The organism is Staphylococcus sp. GDY8P94P, assembly GCF_017892255.1.
Classification (GTDB): Bacteria; Bacillota; Bacilli; order Staphylococcales; family Staphylococcaceae; genus Staphylococcus; species Staphylococcus cohnii.
Genome location: NZ_JAESKU010000015.1, coordinates 21,485 through 41,457 on the forward strand (window position 1 = coordinate 21,485; position 19,973 = coordinate 41,457).

Annotated in this window: 18 protein-coding genes; 12 read left to right on the plus strand and 6 right to left on the minus strand. The window is 29.7% G+C overall.

Going from position 1 to position 19,973, the window contains the following annotated elements; all coding sequences use genetic code 11:
- Positions 1-88: 88 nt before the first annotated feature.
- Positions 89-940, minus strand: coding sequence for a formyltetrahydrofolate deformylase (purU, locus tag KA926_RS09540; protein ID WP_210144192.1), 852 nt, complete (start codon positions 938-940; stop codon positions 89-91).
- Between the two features lie 413 nt (positions 941-1,353).
- On the opposite strand from purU, the gene xdrA reads away from it, so the two are divergent.
- The 6 genes from xdrA to yhaM all read left to right on the plus strand — a co-directional run bounded on the left by xdrA (position 1,354) and on the right by yhaM (position 9,305).
- On the plus strand, positions 1,354-1,818 hold the full coding sequence (gene xdrA, locus KA926_RS09545; protein WP_210144194.1) for an XRE family transcriptional regulator XdrA: 465 nt from the start codon (positions 1,354-1,356) through the stop codon (positions 1,816-1,818).
- A gap of 416 nt (positions 1,819-2,234) precedes the next feature.
- Positions 2,235-3,365, plus strand: a complete 1,131-nt coding sequence (locus KA926_RS09550) for a DUF445 domain-containing protein (protein ID WP_210144195.1) — start codon at positions 2,235-2,237, stop codon at positions 3,363-3,365.
- 69 nt (positions 3,366-3,434) lie between these two features.
- The gene (locus tag KA926_RS09555) at positions 3,435-3,779 is read left to right on the plus strand and encodes a YlbF/YmcA family competence regulator (protein ID WP_019468127.1); all 345 of its coding nucleotides are present in this window, start codon (positions 3,435-3,437) and stop codon (positions 3,777-3,779) included.
- Positions 3,780-4,244: 465 nt separating this feature from the next.
- Positions 4,245-5,429: a metallophosphoesterase family protein gene (locus KA926_RS09560; protein WP_210144197.1), complete on the plus strand. Its 1,185-nt coding sequence runs from the start codon at positions 4,245-4,247 to the stop codon at positions 5,427-5,429.
- Position 5,430: 1 nt separating this feature from the next.
- Positions 5,431-8,364, plus strand: coding sequence for an ATP-binding protein (locus tag KA926_RS09565; protein WP_210144199.1), 2,934 nt, complete (start codon positions 5,431-5,433; stop codon positions 8,362-8,364).
- Positions 8,364-9,305 carry a 3'-5' exoribonuclease YhaM gene (yhaM, locus tag KA926_RS09570; protein ID WP_107385246.1) on the plus strand — a complete coding sequence of 314 codons (942 nt, stop codon included), beginning with the start codon at positions 8,364-8,366 and terminating at the stop codon, positions 9,303-9,305. Before KA926_RS09565 ends, yhaM begins: the two co-directional genes overlap by 1 nt.
- Before the next feature lie 346 nt (positions 9,306-9,651).
- Here yhaM and prsA read toward each other — a convergent pair whose 3' ends face one another.
- The 4 genes from prsA to KA926_RS09590 all read right to left on the minus strand — a co-directional run bounded on the left by prsA (position 9,652) and on the right by KA926_RS09590 (position 12,550).
- Positions 9,652-10,644, minus strand: coding sequence for a peptidylprolyl isomerase PrsA (gene prsA / locus KA926_RS09575; RefSeq protein ID WP_019468046.1), 993 nt, complete (start codon positions 10,642-10,644; stop codon positions 9,652-9,654).
- 184 nt (positions 10,645-10,828) lie between these two features.
- Positions 10,829-11,395, minus strand: coding sequence for a DUF3267 domain-containing protein (locus tag KA926_RS09580; RefSeq protein WP_107385244.1), 567 nt, complete (start codon positions 11,393-11,395; stop codon positions 10,829-10,831).
- Between the two features lie 280 nt (positions 11,396-11,675).
- A complete protein-coding gene (locus tag KA926_RS09585; protein ID WP_210144200.1) occupies positions 11,676-12,047 on the minus strand; it encodes a YtxH domain-containing protein in 372 nt (123 codons plus the stop codon).
- Positions 12,048-12,124: 77 nt separating this feature from the next.
- The gene (locus KA926_RS09590) at positions 12,125-12,550 is read right to left on the minus strand and encodes an HIT family protein (protein WP_210144201.1); all 426 of its coding nucleotides are present in this window, start codon (positions 12,548-12,550) and stop codon (positions 12,125-12,127) included.
- A 127-nt stretch (positions 12,551-12,677) separates the two neighbouring features.
- Here KA926_RS09590 and ecsA point away from each other — a divergent pair, with 127 nt between their 5' ends.
- Both ecsA and ecsB read left to right on the plus strand, forming a co-directional pair.
- Positions 12,678-13,415: an ABC transporter ATP-binding protein EcsA gene (gene ecsA, locus KA926_RS09595; protein WP_210144202.1), complete on the plus strand. Its 738-nt coding sequence runs from the start codon at positions 12,678-12,680 to the stop codon at positions 13,413-13,415.
- Positions 13,412-14,635 carry an ABC transporter permease EcsB gene (ecsB, locus tag KA926_RS09600; RefSeq protein ID WP_210144203.1) on the plus strand — a complete coding sequence of 408 codons (1,224 nt, stop codon included), beginning with the start codon at positions 13,412-13,414 and terminating at the stop codon, positions 14,633-14,635. The genes ecsA and ecsB overlap by 4 nt, the downstream gene beginning before the upstream one ends.
- Before the next feature lie 53 nt (positions 14,636-14,688).
- Here the strand turns inward: ecsB and KA926_RS09605 are convergent, their stop codons facing one another.
- Entirely contained in the window at positions 14,689-15,192 is a 504-nt protein-coding gene (locus tag KA926_RS09605) for a signal transduction protein TRAP (RefSeq protein WP_107385222.1), read from the minus strand.
- A gap of 259 nt (positions 15,193-15,451) precedes the next feature.
- Between KA926_RS09605 and hemE the strand changes: the two genes are divergently transcribed.
- The 4 genes from hemE (at position 15,452) to KA926_RS09625 (ending at position 19,604) form a co-directional block, all read left to right on the plus strand.
- Positions 15,452-16,486 carry a uroporphyrinogen decarboxylase gene (hemE, locus tag KA926_RS09610; protein WP_210144204.1) on the plus strand — a complete coding sequence of 345 codons (1,035 nt, stop codon included), beginning with the start codon at positions 15,452-15,454 and terminating at the stop codon, positions 16,484-16,486.
- A gap of 83 nt (positions 16,487-16,569) precedes the next feature.
- Complete coding sequence (hemH, locus tag KA926_RS09615) at positions 16,570-17,493, plus strand: ferrochelatase (RefSeq protein ID WP_181187703.1); 924 nt, start codon at positions 16,570-16,572, stop codon at positions 17,491-17,493.
- Positions 17,494-17,510: 17 nt separating this feature from the next.
- Positions 17,511-18,905, plus strand: coding sequence for a protoporphyrinogen oxidase (gene hemY / locus KA926_RS09620; RefSeq protein WP_210144205.1), 1,395 nt, complete (start codon positions 17,511-17,513; stop codon positions 18,903-18,905).
- Between the two features lie 141 nt (positions 18,906-19,046).
- A complete protein-coding gene (locus KA926_RS09625; RefSeq protein ID WP_107385218.1) occupies positions 19,047-19,604 on the plus strand; it encodes an alpha/beta hydrolase in 558 nt (185 codons plus the stop codon).
- Positions 19,605-19,973 lie beyond the last annotated feature (369 nt).

Here is a 19,973-nt window from a genome sequence, read left to right on the forward strand (position 1 = left end):
ATTTTAAATGAATTCAACAGAAGTGTTTTTATTTTATTCCCACAAATTATGTTCAGCGCAAAAAGCTATTTCAGGTTTTTTATGAATATTAATTAAAAACAATTGTCTTACTATTCGCAGTCACAATCACCTTATGAAGCACATGATATTCTACAGCTTGAGCTAACACACTTGATTCAACATGCCGACCAATTTTACGTAAATCTTGTACATTGTACCGATGATTAATTCGGATAACGTCTTGATCTATGATTGGACCTTCATCCAGGTCAGAAGTAACATAATGACTTGTTGCTCCAACTAATTTGACACCGCGTTCCCATGCTTGTTTATAAGGATTTGCTCCTATAAATGACGGTAGGAATGAGTGATGAATATTGATGATTTGATTTGGATAGTGACTGACAAAATGATCGGATAGTATTTGCATATATTTTGCTAACACGATGAGTTCAACTTGATGCTCAGAACAAACATCTAGTATTTTTCTTTCTACGATTTCTTTATCTTCGTTGCTCGGTATGTAATAAAAAGGGATATGAAGTGTTTCTGCGAATTGTCTATTGTTTTCGTGATTACTAACGATACACACAATTTCGGCAGGCAATTCATTTCTGTTAACACGTAATAAAATTTCGTTGAAAGCATGATCTTCCTTAGAAACAAAAAGTGCTATTTTTGTATGTTGTTGATTGTCAAAGAGTTTAAAATCTATTTGATGTGTTTGCAACGTTGTTTCTAAATCTTCTTTCAATGATGGTACATTTTCAAATTCTAATCTCAAATATAATTGACCTGTAGATTTTGGTGAATGGTCGTATTCTGTAAAATGATCTAAATGTAGAATATTAGAATGATATTGAGCAATTTTATTAGTAATTAATGAAGTAATACCGACTTTATCTGTACAAGTTGCAAGTAAAATATATTTCTCTGTCATCTTTTACACCTCAATTATTAAAGTAACCCTGATTATAATGAAAATTCTGAAAAAAGTAAATAAATGATCATTTTCAATTGTTTAAGGCAAAGTATATGCCAAAAAGTAAAAATTAAGATATAATAATGAATAGTGTTTTTATATCAAAAGAGTAATAAGTAAAAAATATAATCACATTTCATGCTTGTTATGCGCTTACAATAAAAGTGGTATAAGTATTTAAGTTAATTATAGGATATAAGATTGATTATTTAGATAATTTCGCAAATAACAAAAAACAACGAAAATATCATTTCGCTCTTTTATTTTATCGCAAATTGTATTAAGATGTAATTTGTGTTTCAAGAAACGTGTATTATTGCAATTTCTTGTGTCCGGATAAAATATTCTTTTATGAAAGGTAGATTAAAGTAATGGATAGACAGAGTTTTACAGATTTAATTCAAACAAAATTTAAAATGGTGCGTATTGAAGCAGGTTACACGCAAGATACAATGGCACAAACGATTGGTCTTTCAAAAAAGACACTAGTACAAATTGAAAAAGAGAGAGTATTGCCCAACTGGACAACATGTGTGTCAATTTGTGCATTATTTAGAGATTCTGATGTTCTAAATAGTACTTTCGGTTGCGATCCATTAGAAATGGTACAAACAATTTCACGTAACCATTGTGCGTATCCAAATCATTCTACAACTAGTGATATATATTGGAACACAGTTGATACTCGTAACGGCTATATTCTACAAAGCAATAAAGTAAGTGATATCTACCGTGTACTAAATGAGGAAACACAACCTATTTTTGGTACTTCTAAATTAAGAGAAGCTGAAACATATTTTGGTAGAGTTTCTAAAGAAGAATTAATGCACGTATAAATAAATGCATTTTGTGATAGAAGAATCATTATTTATAACATTAACTAATAAAGTTATAGCTTATATATTGAATGGTTTAGTCACTAAAGTTTAATTGAAATCGGTCATGAACAAATGAACTGAACTTAATAGGCAAGTTGATACAGTTTTTGACCTATGATAAAAAAGAATACATCATTGTAAGAGCGAACACGGGAAATCAAATGTTGATTGATTTCTAAATCGCTCTTTTTTTATTTTTGAATTTATACTAATACAAATTGAATATACTCATAATTATTGCTGCCAAGCAATTTTGTTTTTAAAAAATAACAAATAGTATACACATTTTTTTGATATATGTTATACAATGTAAAAATGACTGATATGAATGTACCTTCAGTTTATAACAAATTTTATTTGAAGGAGAATTAACTATGCACGCTTTTTTAATAATTATAGCGATGATGAATATTGGAGCAATAATAGGTGGCGTCACAAATGTAATTGCTGTAAGAATGTTATTTCATCCGTTTAAAACTTACTATATTTTTAATAAACGTATTCCTTTTACACCTGGGTTAATACCTAAAAGAAGAGCAGAAATTGCAGATAAAATTGGACAAGTTATTGAAGAACACCTATTGACTGAAACGTTAATTAAGTCAAAATTAAATGCACCTAAATCAAGAGAAGCAATCGAATCATTAATCTTAAAACAGATTCAAAAATTAAAAACAGACCATGTGACGGTTCAATCGTTGACGAAAAGTTTCGATGTTGATGTTGTACAGGTTACTAATGATAAAATGTATTCAGTTATCAATAATAAATTAGAACAATATTATGCTGAACATAAAGAAACTCCTATAAAACAAATGATTCCTTCAGATATTGAAAAAAATATTGATGCAAAGGTAGATGGAGTACCAGAATTATTGTTTGAACGTGCACGCGTCTATCTTAAATCAGAAAAAGGCACTGCTGATATAGCATCAATGTTAGATACTTTCTTTAATGAGAAAGGTAAAATTGTAGGTTTGCTACAGATGTTTATGACAAGAGAAAGCATTGCAGATCGAATACAACATGAATTGATTAGATTAACAAATCATCCTAAAGCTAAAGCAATTGCAAAGCAGATTATTGAAAATGAATACGCAACATTTAAATCAAAAACGTTAGTAGAAATCATCAATGAAGATCAATTCGATTCGCTTAAGGTAACGGTTGCTGATTTACTTATGAACTATGCAAACATAGATAATATATCGAATCGACCACTGAAAGAAGTAATGCCAGAATTTATAACATTCTTAGAAACAAAAATTTCAAAACAACTTACAGAATTGATTATTGATAAAGGTTCTAAACATATTTCTCCAATCATGAAAAAAATCAACCTAAGACAAATGGTTGAAGAACAGATAAATTCATTTGATTTAGCATATATTGAACGCTTAATCATAGATATCGCAAATAAAGAGTTGAAATTAATTATGCTTTTAGGCTTTTTATTAGGCGGCATCATAGGTTTATTACAAGGTGTGATTGCAATTTTTGTATAACATATTAAATTATGTTATTGTAATATCGATGTGGTTATAACACATATACAAATAAAGGAGTGAAGCACAGTGGCAGTAAATTTATACGATCATGCAAATCAATTAGAACAAGCTTTAAGAGAAAGTGATGAATATCAAGCAATTCAAAAAGCTTATGCTAAAGTAAAAGAAAATGATGAATCAAAAGCACTTTTTGATGAATTCCGTGAAACACAATTAAACTTCCAACAAAAACAAATGCAAGGTGAAGAAATTGGTGAAGAGGAATTACAAAAAGCTCAAGAACAAGCACAAAAAATCGAAAATGATTCTAACATTTCAGAATTAATGGCTGCTGAGCAAAACATGAGCCAAGTATTCCAAGAAATTAATCAAATCATTGTTAAACCTTTAGATGAAATTTACGCTGACTAATTAATCAGAATGTTTATTTTTAAAAATAATCTAAAGTTTTTATAAAAAGTTAAAAATATTTAATGTGTTGCTATGTAAAAATTGATTTTTGAAATCAATACATGGCCACAACCATAATTGAAAGAAATATATGAACTTTTATTCAAGCATATGTATGATAAACTCAATATATTGAGAAGTGATATACAAAAGAATTGATTCCGATAAATGAGTTCTTTAATTGCTGGATAATAGTTCATTTTTTATTCAATGAACCATGGTTAATATTGAATTTCAAGCTGAGACATTTATTTATGTTTCAGCTTTTTTGTTTTATCGACTGTACAATAGTCGGTGTGGTAAAATAAAGAGATACAAGGTATTAGCATGTACATAGGTATTAGTAGAGTTTTTTAAATCTCAAAATAAATGCCTAGTTTTCATGCTTTTTATAAAAACCTTTAAATAAAGGAGAACTATAACAATATGGTTAAATTTATTCATTGTGCAGATTTACATTTAGATAGTCCATTTAAGTCTAGAAGCTACTTAAGTCAATCGATATTTGAAGATATGCAAAAAAGCGCATATGAAAGTTTTAAAAAAATCGTGGATTTAGCGTTAAATGAAGAAGTAGATTTTATGATTATAGCAGGGGATTTATTTGATAGTCATAATAGAACACTCCGTGCTGAAGTGTTCTTAAAAGAGCAATTTGAACGACTATCAAAAGAACAAATATTTGTTTATCTTTGTCATGGTAATCATGATCCGCTTTCTTCATCTATAGGTACTGAATGGCCAGAGAATGTTTCTGTTTTTTCTGAAAATGTAGAAACATATCAAACAATTACCAAAAATGGCGAAGAAATATATTTACACGGTTTCAGCTATCAAAATGAAGCGAGTTACGAAAATAAGCTTGATGCTTATCCATCAAGCCAAGGCCAAAAAGGTATCCATATAGGTATTTTACATGGTACATATAGCAAAACGAACACAAAAGACCGTTATACGGAATTTAGATTGGAAGATTTAAACAATAAACTTTATCATTATTGGGCACTTGGTCATATACACGAGCGACAACAACTAAGTGATATGCCTCAAATTCATTATCCTGGTAATATTCAAGGTCGTCATTTCAAAGAAACTGGAGAAAAAGGCTGCCTATTAATAGAGGGAGATGATTTACATCTAAATGCTAAATTTGTGCCAACCCAGTTTATTCGTTTTGAGAAAGCTGAAATAGATACAGACATGACTTCAAAACAAGGTTTGTTTGACGCAATACAAGACTTTAAATCACAAGTTAGAGCTCACGGTAAAGCAATTTATCAATTAGTAGTACATGTCAATTCAGACGAAATTATTTCTGATCAAGATTTAATGCAAGTACATGAAATGATTAGCGAATATGAAGAAAATGAGCATAATTTTGTGTTTATAGAAGATTTAAAAATAAAGAATAAAGATGATGATAAAACGACTCTTGTTAAAGAATTTTCACCAGATTTGATTGAAGATAATTCAGTTTATGAGCAAGCTATGAATGATTTATATCTTAATCCAAAAGCTTCCAAATACCTAGAAAATTATGATGATTTTGATCGTCGTGAATTAATTAAGCGAGCGGAATTATTATTAAAATCAGATATGAGGGGGGGATAAAATGAAGATTAAATCATTAGATATATATGGTTATGGTAGATTTATTCAAAGAACCATTCAATTTGATGAACATTTCACAGAAATATATGGAGAAAATGAATCAGGAAAGTCTACGATACAGGCATTTATACATTCTATCCTATTCGGTTTTCCAACTAAGAAAGAAAATGAACCACGACTAGAACCACGTTTAGGTAATCAATATGGCGGAAAACTTACATTGATTCAAGATGATGGTTCTTTGATAGAAATTGAACGTATCAAAGGTGCAGCAACTGGAGACGTTAAAGTTTATCTACCAAACGGCGCCATCAAAGATGAAAGCTGGTTAAAAAAAGAACTTAATTTTATCTCAAAACGTACATACCAAGGTATATTTTCATTTGATGTATTAGGTCTACAAAATATTCATAAAAATATGGATGAAACGCAATTACAAAACTATTTACTTCAGGCTGGTGCATTAGGATCAACAGAATTTACTAGCATGCGTGAAATTTTGAATGATAAAAAAGAAATGTTGTATAAGAAAAATGGTAGAAATCCAATGATTAATCAACAACTTGAAGAATTGAAGTCATTAGAGCGTCAAATTCGAGAAGAAGAAGAAAAGCTATCCTCTTATAAACGCTTAGTAGATGATAAAGATAAAGCTGATCGACGTTTAGAAAATTTGAAACAAAATTTAAATCAACTGTCTAAAATGCATGACCGTAAGCAAAAAGAATTAGCTTTACATGAACAAACACAAGAGTGGAAAACGCTAGAAACGCAATTAAATATCGAACCTGTCACATTTCCTGAACAAGGTATTGATCGCTATGAATCTGCAAAAATTCAAACGCAAAATTTAAAAAGAGATATTGGTTTAAGAGAAGAGCGATTAGCACACTTGAAAAGTGAAAACGAAAAAATCAATGTCCCTAAGCAATCTGATTTAGATGCTTTTAACCATATACAGCAACAAGAAAATGAAATTAAACAAAAAGAATACGAATTAAAATCAGTTGAAAAAGAAATTCAAGATAAAGAACGTGAGAAATCAGGCTTAAAGTCTAATATTGGATGGCAAGATGTATACCATGAAGTAGACAGTTCAGAGGCAATGAAGAGTCACGTAAGTAATCAAATTAAAAATAAACAAGAACAGACTGCTTTTATTCAACAATTAGAACGCAATATTGAAGAAAATAAAATTGATAAAGAAACAAATCAAACTGAGATGGATGCATTAGAAAAAGATATTGTGTCTGATGAAAATTATGAAAAGAAAAAGCAATATAACAATCGTGTGTTTGAACTTCAAGAGAAGAATAATTTATATCAAAAAATGAAAGAAGCGTTTGATAAAGAACAACAAGAAAATGAACGCAAGCAGAATATTTTCAGATTTGCTTTGATTATATTAGCGGTTGTTGGTATTGGATTAACAATCTTTTCATTTATTTCTGCTAATTTGGTCTTTGGTATTGTATTTGCAATACTTTCTCTTATATTTATCGTAGGAATATTTTTAGTTAAATCAAAAGAGATTGGACATAGTGAAACATTTTCTAATGAAATTGAAGATTTGCAACACCAAATAAATGATTTAGAAGCTAATTATAATTTGGATTTTGATTTAGATGATCAAAATAGGATTCGAGAACAATTTCATAATGCTATTAAAACGAAAGAAGCTTTAGATAAAAAAGCAAATTATTTATCTTCTAATTTAGAAGCGGCTCAGCACCAATATTCAAAATCAGATAATGAGATTAACCAAATTAAAGATGAATTACATTTATCTGATAAAATTTCAGACGAACTCATTATTGATAGTATTGCGACGATGAATAAAATTAAGGATTATGACAATCATACGGTTGAATTGAACGATCAAAAAATTGAGTTACAACAAGCATTAGATACATTTTATGAACATGCCAAAGCAGTAACTCAAAATCAATTTACGACTTTTAACACGCTATCTTTATTTCATGATGTAAATCAATGGTTAAAAGAAGAAACAACGAATTTAGATAAATGGAATAGGAATCAAGAACAAATCGCTTTAATAGAAAGTGAATTATCACAGCTTAAACATCGTTTAAATGAGAATAGTAATGTGATTTCACAGTTATTTAACTTTGTAAGTGCAAATGATGAAGAATCATATTATTATCAACATGCACAATACCAAGCTTATCACCAACAATTAAATCGTTTTAATGATTTAACAAAATATCTGGAAAACCAAAATTATAATTACGAAGCTAGTTCCATGTTAAGCCAAAAAACATATGCACAATTATCTGAAGAAGATGAAGTGTTGGAAAGACAAGTAGATAATTATAATGACCAGTATTTAGAAATGCAATCAGAAGTCAGTGATTTAAACGCTAAAATCACGGATATGGAAACAGATAAGACACTAGCGGATTTACGTCATAAGTTCCATATTTTGAAAAATAGAGTGAACGATGAAGCGAAAGATTGGGCAAGTCTCAGCTACTTACAATCTTTAGTGGAAGGACATATTAAACAAATTAAAGACAAGCGTTTACCACAAGTGATAAATGAAGCAACAGAGATCTTTGCACATTTGACAAATGGAAATTATGTACAAGTTACTTATGCGAATGAAGATTTAATGGTAAAACAAGTGAATGGTCAAATGTACGAACCAATTGAATTAAGCCAGTCTACTAAAGAAATACTATATATCGCATTGCGTTTAAGTTTAATTAAAACATTAAAACCTTACTATCCATTCCCTGTAATTATTGATGATGCATTTGTACATTTTGATAAACATAGAAAAGAAACGATGATGAATTATCTAAGACAAATGCCTAATGATTATCAAATTTTATACTTTACATGTGTCAAGGATACAAGTGTGCCTTCAAAACAAATTATTACTTTGAATAAACCTGAGGAAGGCGGTAAATAATGAGAAATGTAGAAAAATTAAATCCTGGAGATTCAGTTGATCACTATTTCTTGATTCATAAAGCGACACAAGGTGTGACTGCTCAAGGGAAAGACTATATGACGATATATCTTCAAGATAAAAGTGGAGACATAGAAGCCAAATTATGGACTGCTACTAAGGAAGATATGCGCGTGCTAGAACCAGAAAAAATTGTACACGTAATTGGTGATGTTATAAATTATCGTGGGCGTAAACAGATGAAAATTAATAAAATTAAATTAGCTTCAGATGAAGCAGATTTAAACATACATGATTTCGTAGATGGCGCCCCGCTGACACCAGAAGAAATCAAAGAAGAAGTCTCTCATTATATTTTGGAAATTGAAAATGCAAATTTACAACGTATTACAAGACATTTATTGCGCAAATATCAAACGGAATTTTTTACATTCCCTGCAGCAAGTACACATCATCATAATTTTTCAAGTGGGTTAAGTTATCACGTATTAACAATGTTACGTGTCGCAAAATCTATTTGTGATATATATCCACTGTTAAACCGTAGCTTGTTATATAGTTCTATTATTTTACATGACCTTGGTAAAGTTAAAGAATTAAGTGGTCCTGTTGCAACAACATATACAGTTGAAGGCAATTTATTAGGTCACATTTCTATAGCAAGTGATGAAGTAGCAGATGCTGCTCGAGAATTAAAAATAGAAGGCGAAGAGGTATTATTACTACGTCATATGATATTAGCGCATCATGGAAAAATGGAATTTGGCTCTCCAAAACTACCACATATGAAAGAAGCGGAAATTTTATATTTCATCGATAATATTGATGCAAAAATGAATATGTTTGAAAAAGCATATAAAAAAACACCAAAAGGTCAATTTACTGAACGTATATTTGGACTTGAGGGTAGACAATTTTACAATCCAACATCATTGGATTAAACAAAAAATAATATACGTTAAAAAAATAAATTCTTAAAAAGGACTAATCCAATTTTGCATGGACTAGTCCTTTTTACATGTAAACTCATTCGGTTCAGACCGTGAAAACTTACATGTAACATATTGTAGTAGGGATGAGTCAACAGTTTTTTATTCATGGGATAATTTGGCTTAGCCTGAGTAGTTTAAACATGTATTTATCATATGTTGAATATTAATACAAAAAATAAAATACTATCGTATCAATTATGTACCTAATTAAGAAATATGAGTACGTTTCATTGAAAAAATAAGGCAAATGCTATCTATAATAGCATTTGCCTTATCTATGTTTTGAGATATGATTTTATTGTCCAGAGGTCATACCAGCTCCACCTTGTTGCATCGCTTGCTGTTGTTGTTGCTGCTGTTGTTGTTGTTTGATTTTATCTGGATCTAGAATGGAATCTTCGATAGCTTTTTTGATATCTCGATCTTTATAATCTACTTTGTATTCATCTAACAATTCTTTATAAGCGTCTGTTAATAATTTAGGACTTTTTTGTACTTTTTGTTGGATTAATTGTGATTTTAGCTTACCTTTTTCTTTATCAAAGTCATTTTCTTTATCTGCTTTAATAATATGATAACCATAATCCGTTTTAACTACTTTTGAAACGTCGCCTTCTTTAAGTTTGAATAGTGCTTTTTCAAAATCTTTTTCCATTTGTCCTTTGATAACATAGCCTAAGCTACCATCTTTTTTAGCTGAAGATTTATCCATGGATTCTTTTTTGGCAATTTCTCCAAACTTATCAGGATTTTCTGATACTTGTTTTTGGATTTTTTCTGCTTTTGCTTTCGCATCTTTATCTGATAAACCTTCTTTGTCATCTTTATTCTCTTTAACTTTAATTAAGATATGTGAACCTTTTTTCGTAGATTCTTTGATTTCTTTATCAGAAATATCCACTTTATCATTTAGTAGTGCTTTTTGATAAGATTGTAATTTTTTCTGCTCTTTATAGTCACTAAGTGACATTTTTTGTTGTTTCAACATACTTTCAAATTGATCTTTACCACCATATTGCTTCTGTTCTTTCTCAACCTCTTTATCAATATCTTTAGTATCTATTTTATCTTTATACTTATCTGCTAACAATTTATTTAATAAAATTGAAAAAGACGTATTTGCAACTTGCTCATCGCCCATTTTATTCATTACATCTTCAACTTTAACATCGCCAGCTTTTGATGAAATGATTGTATCTTCTTTAGAATCTGTAGCACTATTACCACAAGCACCTAATAGTAATGCACTGGCAGTAACAGGAATTATAACTTTTTTAAATGTTTTCATGTTTGGGAACTCCTTTTGTAAGAATAACAACGTAAATATAACATATAAAGTCGTTTTCACCAATTAGAAACCCAATATATACGACTATAGTTGTAAGCTTTTTATGTGGAAAGCGTGCATAAAAAAACTGCCAACAAAGTCGGATACTTTGACGACAGTCTGAAAAGCAAACATTGCTGTTTGCTTAATCAAGTTCATTATTCCAATGTGGGGATACTTTATTTAAAATATTAATACCTGTTTGATGTTCTTCAACATAAGCGCCTTCATTTGAAAATAATATAATTTTTAAATAAAGAAAATCCATGACCGAATAGCCTAAATTTAAAGCAATTAAAAACATCAAATAATGACCATATTGCGGAATTAAAGTACTTATATAACCACAGATAATTGTAATAAATAAAGCAGGCGTGATTAAATCAAAACAAAAGTAATATTTATTAACTGGTGTATTTACATACACATTATAAAATGGCACAGGTTTACGTTTTACTAATTTATATTTTTTAAATGATTTACGATAGGGATAGAAAAATAATAAATGGATTAATTTATGCAATGGGTACAAAAGTACCACTAAAATTAAAAATATCAAAAAGTGATCATCTGTTAACTTGGTATTTGAAAAGAAGTATAATAGTTCGTATGCAATTAAAAATGTAATAATTGTAGTAGCAAAACTAAGGAAAGCAATTCTAGGTATGCCAAAACGAGCGTTAATATCTATTTGACGTGTACATAAATACATTACGCAATCATACTCCTTTTAAAATATATTGAATATACTTTCGTATTATCTAACGTATTACTACAATCGTCAAGTTTAACTTTATGCTAGTTTTAGAGTTTGAAAGATTATTTAGAAACACACTGGCTGAACATTATAGTTCTTGAGCAAAGAAACTTATGAGATTAAAAATTAGTTATGAATTAGTATTATTTCAAATGCTTAAAGAATCTATTATAAAAAATAAAAGAGTTATAACTCTTTTGAAAACTAAGTCATAACTCTTATTTAACCAAACTTATTATTTATCTTTTTCAAAGGCTTTTGAAATTTCTTCGCCACGATTTTGTAAATTCTCAATATGAGATTGCAAATTTTCAATATTAGGATCGATATCAGATTTGAAATCGCCAATCATCGTTTTTACTTCATCACCGATAGTGCTTCCAATTTCAGTACTTTCGGACTTGATTTGAGCAATGTAATTTACAATATCATTGACGTTTTGTTTTATTGTATTGATTTCTCTATCAACTTCAGATTCAGCACCTGTAGGCTTACGCGCTTCTGTCACGTATTGGTTTGAATTTTTCTTATCACGATTCATTAATGCAACACCAATTCCAGTTGCAACACCAGCACCAAGACCTAGTAATAATTGAGCTGTTTTCATAAAAATTCTCCTCATTTCTAAAATTTCTGAGTCATTAATAATTTTAATATACCCTAAATCATATCAGCTAAGCATAATTAATTAAATTGAGCTGAAATTTCTTGTGCAATTTTTTCCTTCTGATCATCGTCTATGCTTTCTTCATGTGTTTCCCATTTATAACCAAAACCATCTACTTCATTTTCATATCTTGGTAATAAGTGGAAATGTAAATGGAAGACAGATTGATCGGCAAATTCACCATTATTTTGTATAATATTTAGACCATCAGGGTTAAATGCGTTTTTAATTGCGTTTGCTACTTTAGGTAAAGCAACACCTATATGTTTCATTGTTTCACTATCTGTTTCAAAGATATTTGCAGAGATTTTTTTAGGAACTAATAAAGTATGACCTTTAGTCACTTGAGAGATGTCTAAAAATGCATAAACATATTCATCTTCATATACTTTATAACTAGGAATCTCACCATTTATTATTTTACTAAAGATTGTTTCAGACATAAATCTTCACTCCTTGTCAGATATTTAATAACCATTATAGCATTACTGATTAATTTCCGTCATTTTTTGCAGTAACTTTATGAACAATGTTTGATTTTTGATACAATACTATTTGTGGAGGTGCCTTATGACAGTAAAAGTAGAGCATTTAACAGGTGGATATGGCAAAAGACCTGTGATTAAAGATATAAATTTTGAATTGAGAAAAGGAGAAATTGTTGGTTTGATAGGTTTAAATGGTGCTGGGAAGAGTACAACTATTAAACATATGTTAGGTTTATTAACGCCTATGGAAGGGCAGTTAACAATTTCAGATATTAATATCAAAAAAGACGTAGAAACTTATAGACGAAAATTATCATATATTCCAGAAGCACCAGTAATATACGATGAATTAACGTTACAAGAACATATTAACATGACTGCAATGGCGTATAATATTGATAAAGAAGAAGCTATGAAAAGAGCAAATCCATTATTAAAAACATTTAGGTTAGAAAATGAGTTAGATATATTTCCAAGTCATTTTTCTAAAGGTATGAAACAAAAAGTAATGATTATTTGTGCATTTATTGTAGAGCCAGAACTATATATCATTGATGAACCATTTTTAGGTTTAGATCCTTTAGGTATTCAATCTATGCTTGATTTAATGGTTGAAAAAAAAGAAGAAAATAGAACTGTATTGATGAGTACACATATTTTGGCAACTGCTGAAAAATATTGTGACAGATTTTTAATAATGGACAAAGGTCAAATCGTGGTATTCGGTAATATAGATGAATTAAGAGAACAAACAGGGCTAAGTGGTAAAACTTTAGATGAAATCTATATACATGTTACTCAAGGTGGCCAGAACTCATGAGACATGAAGCTAAACAATTATTTGAATTAAGGAAACAAGAAATCACAAAGGAGAAAAGTTATTATAATAAGTTTATATTTAATGGTCATTTTTCCGTATTTCTTGTGATTTTATTAGGTGCATTTATTTTAGGCTATGGAGATTGGTTGAAATCAATACCTAAACATATTAATTATCCATTAATTGCTAGTATAATCACAGCCATTACTTCTATGTTCCCAATTAGGACTTTATTGAAAGATGCAGATAAATTATTTCTCTTGCCATTTGAAAAACATATGTTTGAATATATGAAAAAAAGTTTGTTGTATAGTTATGTTACTAGATTACCTATACAAATATTATTAATTATTATATTATTTCCGTTATTTTATGTGCTTAATAACAAAACGTTTGGATTTTATATTGTCTTTGCTGGACTAGCAATTATATTCCCGCTCCTAGGTTTATTATTAAAATGGCAGTGGTATAAATTTCGACTTGAACGTTGGTCATTATTTAGCATTTTGTTTGTGATATTTACATCTGGTTATTATGTAGCCTTAGATCCTAAAAATATCTCAAGTATTTTTTCAGTTATTATACTTGTTGCTCTTACTCTGTTAATAAGATATTTAAACAAAGACTATTTGTTCCCATGGGAGCATATGATTAATACAGAACAACAACATCATATGAATTATTATAAATTTGTAAATATGTTTACGGATGTAAAACAATTAGAAGAGAAAGCAGTAAGGAGAAGTTATTTAGATCCGTTATTGTGGAAACCGAAACCTAAAAAATTTAATGACAACTATATGTATCTTTATTTATTTATTAGAAGTTTTGCTAGAGGTAAAGACGCATTTAATATTATATTACGCTTGATTATTATAGCTTTAGTTATGATGATATGGTTACATCAAGTCATCGTAATTTTATTAATTGGTAGCCTGTTTATGTATATTATTTTGTTACAAATGTCTCAATTTTATACACAACAAGCATATGGTTTATGGCCTCAAGTTTGGCCGGTATCTGATAGTAAAGTGATAAAAGGGTATGAACAATTTTTAAATAGATTAATGTGTTTTATAGGCGTGGTATTTATTGTTACTTTTGCTATTATTCTCCCACAATATAGTTTCTTTGGATTGATATTCTTTCTTGTAGGGTGGTTGACGATTAGAAATATAACTAAAAAACTAAAATATCAAGAAAGTTTGCTAACAGATTAAAAAATCGCTACTCAAGCTTTAGCTTAATGCTAATTTTGAGTAGCGATTTTTATTTAATAGTCATCAATTGGGAATAAATATCTTTCAAAATAACTAGAATGTTGACCACTAGAACCAAAGAATTGACTTAGTGCAAGTTTATCAAAGTTGTCTTGGAAGACAGTAGAGGCTTTGAAATCTTCATAGTCTGTACGACTATTAAAGCCAAAATAAATTTTGTATGTTAACCCTTGATTTGGTTTTAAAAAACGATAACTTCTGTAACCTGCAAATTGTTTAAAATCAGTTGTTACATTTTCTAATTTCTTTTCTAATTGATAAGCATGATCTTCTGATGTTGGTATGAAAATAACAGAATAGAAGTAATTTTCATCTAAGTTCCCTTCAGATTTAATGATGTCATAAGCTAACGGATGTTTTAAAACAGTTTCACCTTCTGTTTCTTCTATAATGACTGAAGAGTCAGAAGCTGAAAATTGTAATAGATTATGTGTCGGATTATTTAGCTTAATTTGATTCAAATAACCAAATGTACCGTAAGATGCGTATATTTTCATAAATTTTCCCCCTTGAATTGTTTAAGAAACATTGGATAACTATTATAATTTACTATATATACTTCTAATATTTCAAATAAATGTAAAATAGACTTTAACAGTATTATAATTGATTTCTGATAGAAAACAATAGTCAAATAATTAAGATCATAAAGTGACACACTTTGTCATTTTTATGACATTTCTATACATTGAATACGGTAAATTAATGGATATGGTAATATTAATAAGAATGATTATAATGTAGGAGGATTACAAGGTGCATAATAAAAATAATACAATCCTAGATATGATTAAGGGCAAAGAAGTTAAACACACACCTGTGTGGTTTATGCGTCAAGCTGGTAGATCACAGCCTGAATATAGAAAATTGAAAGAGCAATACTCTTTATTTGAAATTACACATCAACCAGAATTATGTGCATATGTAACACATTTACCAGTAGATAACTATAATACGGATGCCGCGGTTTTATATAAAGACATCATGACACCGTTGCAACCGATAGGCGTTGATGTAGAAATTAAGTCTGGGATAGGTCCAGTAATTCATAATCCGATTAAAACTATTCAAGATGTTGAAAAATTAGGGGAAATTGATCCAAAACGAGACGTTCCATATGTATTAGATACAATAAAATTGTTAACTGAAGAAAAATTAAATGTGCCATTGATAGGTTTTACAGGTGCTCCATTTACATTAGCAAGCTATATGATTGAAGGTGGTCCTTCTAAGAATTATAATTTTACAAAGGCGATGATGTATAGTGATGAAGCAACATGGTTCGCACTTATGGATCATTTAGTTGATATGTCCATCACTTATACGACTGCCCAATTAGAAGCTGGTGCAGAAATTATCCAAGTATTTGATTCTTGGGTTGGTGCATTAAACGTACATGATTATAGATATTATATAAAGCCAGCAATGAAAAAGTTGATTAATGGAATTAAAGCGAAACATGATGTGCCAGTTATTTTATTTGGTGTAGGTGCAAGTCATTTAGTACATGAATGGAATGATTTACCAATAGATGTATTAGGTTTAGATTGGAGACTATCTATTAAGGAAGCTAATGATTTAAATATAACTAAAACCTTACAAGGAAATTTAGATCCTTCTTTACTGTTAGCACCTTGGGAAGTTATAGAAGCAAGACTAAAACCTATTTTAGATCAAGGTTTAGCTCATGGTAAACATATATTTAATTTAGGTCATGGTGTTTTTCCACAAGTTAAACCTGAAACTTTAAAAAGAATTACTACATTTGTTCACGAATATACACAAAGATAGTTAGACATAAATATAGTGAGCAAGATTTACAATTAATTATGTCATCTACATCTAAAAAATTTAAATAAAAGGATGATTTTAAAATGGCAAAAACAGTAGGCTTATTAGTAATGGCTTATGGTACACCTTATAAAGAAAGTGATATAGAAGCTTATTACACAGATATTAGACATGGAAAAAAACCTACAGAAGCAGAATTACAAGATTTAAAAGATAGATATAAATTTATTGGTGGTTTATCACCGCTCGCAGGCACTACGAATCGACAAGCTGAGGCTTTATGTTCAGAGCTGAATAATCAGTATACAGATGTTAATTTCAAGTTATATATAGGCTTGAAACACATACATCCATTTATCGAAGATGCTGTAAAAGCTATGAACAAAGAAGGCATAGAAGAAGCGGTTACTGTAGTACTCGCACCACATTATTCTAGTTTTTCAGTGGGCTCTTATAACAAACGTGCACAAGAAGAAGCAGATAAATATGGTATTACTTTAAAACATGTTGAACATTATTACCAACAACCTAAATTTATCCAATATTGGACTGAAAAGGTAAATGAAACTTTAGAGCAAATACCAAAAGAGGAACATGATGAGACAGTTTTAGTTGTATCAGCACACAGTTTACCCAAAGGTCTTATAGAAAAAAATAACGACCCATATCCAAACGAATTGCATGATACTGCTGAATTATTAAAAGCTAAATCAAACATCGCTCATGTAGCTGAAGGATGGCAATCGGAAGGTAATACAGGTACACCTTGGTTAGGACCTGATGTTCAAGATTTAACAAGAAATTTATACGAAAAATATAATTATAAAAACTTTATTTATACACCTGTAGGCTTTGTATGTGAACATTTGGAAGTACTATACGATAATGATTACGAATGTAAAATAATTTGTGATGAATTAGGAGTTAATTACTTCCGTCCAGCAATGCCTAATACAGATCCACTATTTATTGGTGCAATCGTTGATGAAATAAAAAATGTTTATTAAAGGAAGCGTGAATTACATTGACTAAGCGTATCGCAATTATTGGGGCAGGCATCACTGGTCTATCTAGTGCTTATTTTATAAAATCTAAACGACCTGATATCGATGTCACAATTTATGAATCTTCTAATAGAGTAGGCGGGAAAATTCAAACATACCGAAATGAAGGTTATACCATTGAATTAGGTCCAGAATCCTATTTAGGACGCAAACAAATTATGACAGATATAGCCAAAGACATAGGGCTTGAAGATCAACTCATTACTAATAAAACTGGGCAATCGTATATATATGCCAAAAACAAGCTCTATCCGATTCCTGGAGGTTCCATATTAGGAATACCGACTGACATCAAACCATTTCTAAAAACCAAATTAATTTCTCCGTTGGGTAAATTAAGAGCTGGAATGGATTTGTTTAAAAAAACAGTAGACATGAATAGCGATATGTCGGTAGGTAAGTTTTTTAGAACACGATTAGGTGACGAAGTGTTAGAAAATCTAATAGAACCATTGATGGGTGGTATTTATGGTACAAATATCGATGAGCTCAGTTTAATGAGTACTTTTCCTGAATTTAAAGAGAGAGAAGAACAATTTGGAAGCCTTATTAAAGGAATGCGATATGAGAAAGCTCAAAGAATCAAACAACGTGAACTTTATCCAGGTGCACCTAAGGGACAATTTAAACAGTTTAGACATGGATTGAGTTCATTTATAGAACATTTAAAAGACGATTTGGAAGCAAAAGGTGTTAATATTAAGTATCAAACCGCTGTTCGCGATATTACTGCTTCACAGAAAAAATATGAAATAAAAACAGACAACGAAAAGCATATTTATGATAGTGTTTTAGTTACAACGCCACATCAAAAATTCTTACAATGGTTTGGTAATGATCCTGCTTTCGATTATTTTAAAAACATGAATTCTACTACAGTAGCAACAGTTGTACTTGCATTTGACGAAACAAATATTATCAATAACTATGATGGCACAGGATTCGTTATTGCTCATACAAGTGATACCAATATTACAGCTTGTACATGGACAAGTAAGAAATGGCCATTTACAACACCTGAAGGTAAAGTGTTAATTAGAGCTTATGTTGGTAAACCAGGTGATACTGTAGTTGACGATCACACAGACGAAGAAATCGTGAAAATCGTAAAAAAAGATTTGAGTAAAATGATGACCTTTAAAGGTGCACCTGATTTCAGTATTGTAAATCGTTTGCCAAAAAGTATGCCGCAATATCAAGTAGGACATATTGAACAAATTAAAGCGATACAATCACATATTAGAAATAATTATCCTAAATTACGTATTACCGGTGCATCATTTGAAGCTGTAGGGTTACCTGATTGCATAAAACAAGGTAAAGATGCAGTGGAAGAGATTTTAAATGAAATTTAAATAGATAATAAAAAGTCATTTTCTACTTGAGAATTTTTAATTATTGTAGAAATGGCTTTTTTTATTAAGATGAAAATTACAATACATGTGAAATATATGAGATACTTTAATAGTAATATTTGTAAAGTGGGGGACTGATTTATGACAGATATAGTAATAGTACACTCAAAGTTAGGTGATTCAACGAATCACTGGTATGAATGGTTAGCAAATAATCTTACCTTGGAAGGTTATGTAGTTACACTTTTTAATATTCCTGAAGAACAAAATAGTGATATACGTAAATGGATTAATGTTATGAATGAACAAATTCATATCCGTAAACAAGATACTTATTTTGTAACTCATGGTTTTGGTACAATTGCATCACTTGAATTTATCCAAAGTAAAAACTTAAGCAATATAGAAGGCTTATTTAGTATTTCAGGGTTTAAAGAGGATGCACAAGAGATTGATGAGTCGTTAAAATTAGATGATAAAATCATCGACTATGATAAAGTTAAAGAAAAAGTGAATGAATTTTATGGTTTGTGTGCAAAAGATGATAAACATGTTTCTTACAAAGAAACAAAGCGTTTAATGGACGCGTTAGATGGCAAGTGTAAAGTCACTGATTTTGGAGGACACTTCATGGAAGATGACGGTTTCACTACATTTACAAACTTGCAAAGTAAAATGATGGGTATTATGAGTAAATAGATTGGATAGTGATAAACATCGCGCATAGAGCAAGAAAAATAATTTCCATATTTTAATTATAAAGTGAATAACTCTTTATAGCTTGCCAACAATTCTGGTGAATAAACTTCGGCAAGCTATAAAAATAAATAAATTTGTGTCATTTCTCAACTAAAATTATAATATTATAGTTATATTCCGTTTTTACACAAAATACTTTAGTGAAAGCATTGACGAAAGTAATAAAAGTTTATATACTAAATAAGTATTCAGAAATGAGGTGGGCTTAACCACCAATTATGACATTTAATTTTTAATTAACAATTAATTATTTGTAAACTAATTTTAAAATAATGTTGATTTTGTAATGACATTATGGTATATTTGTTA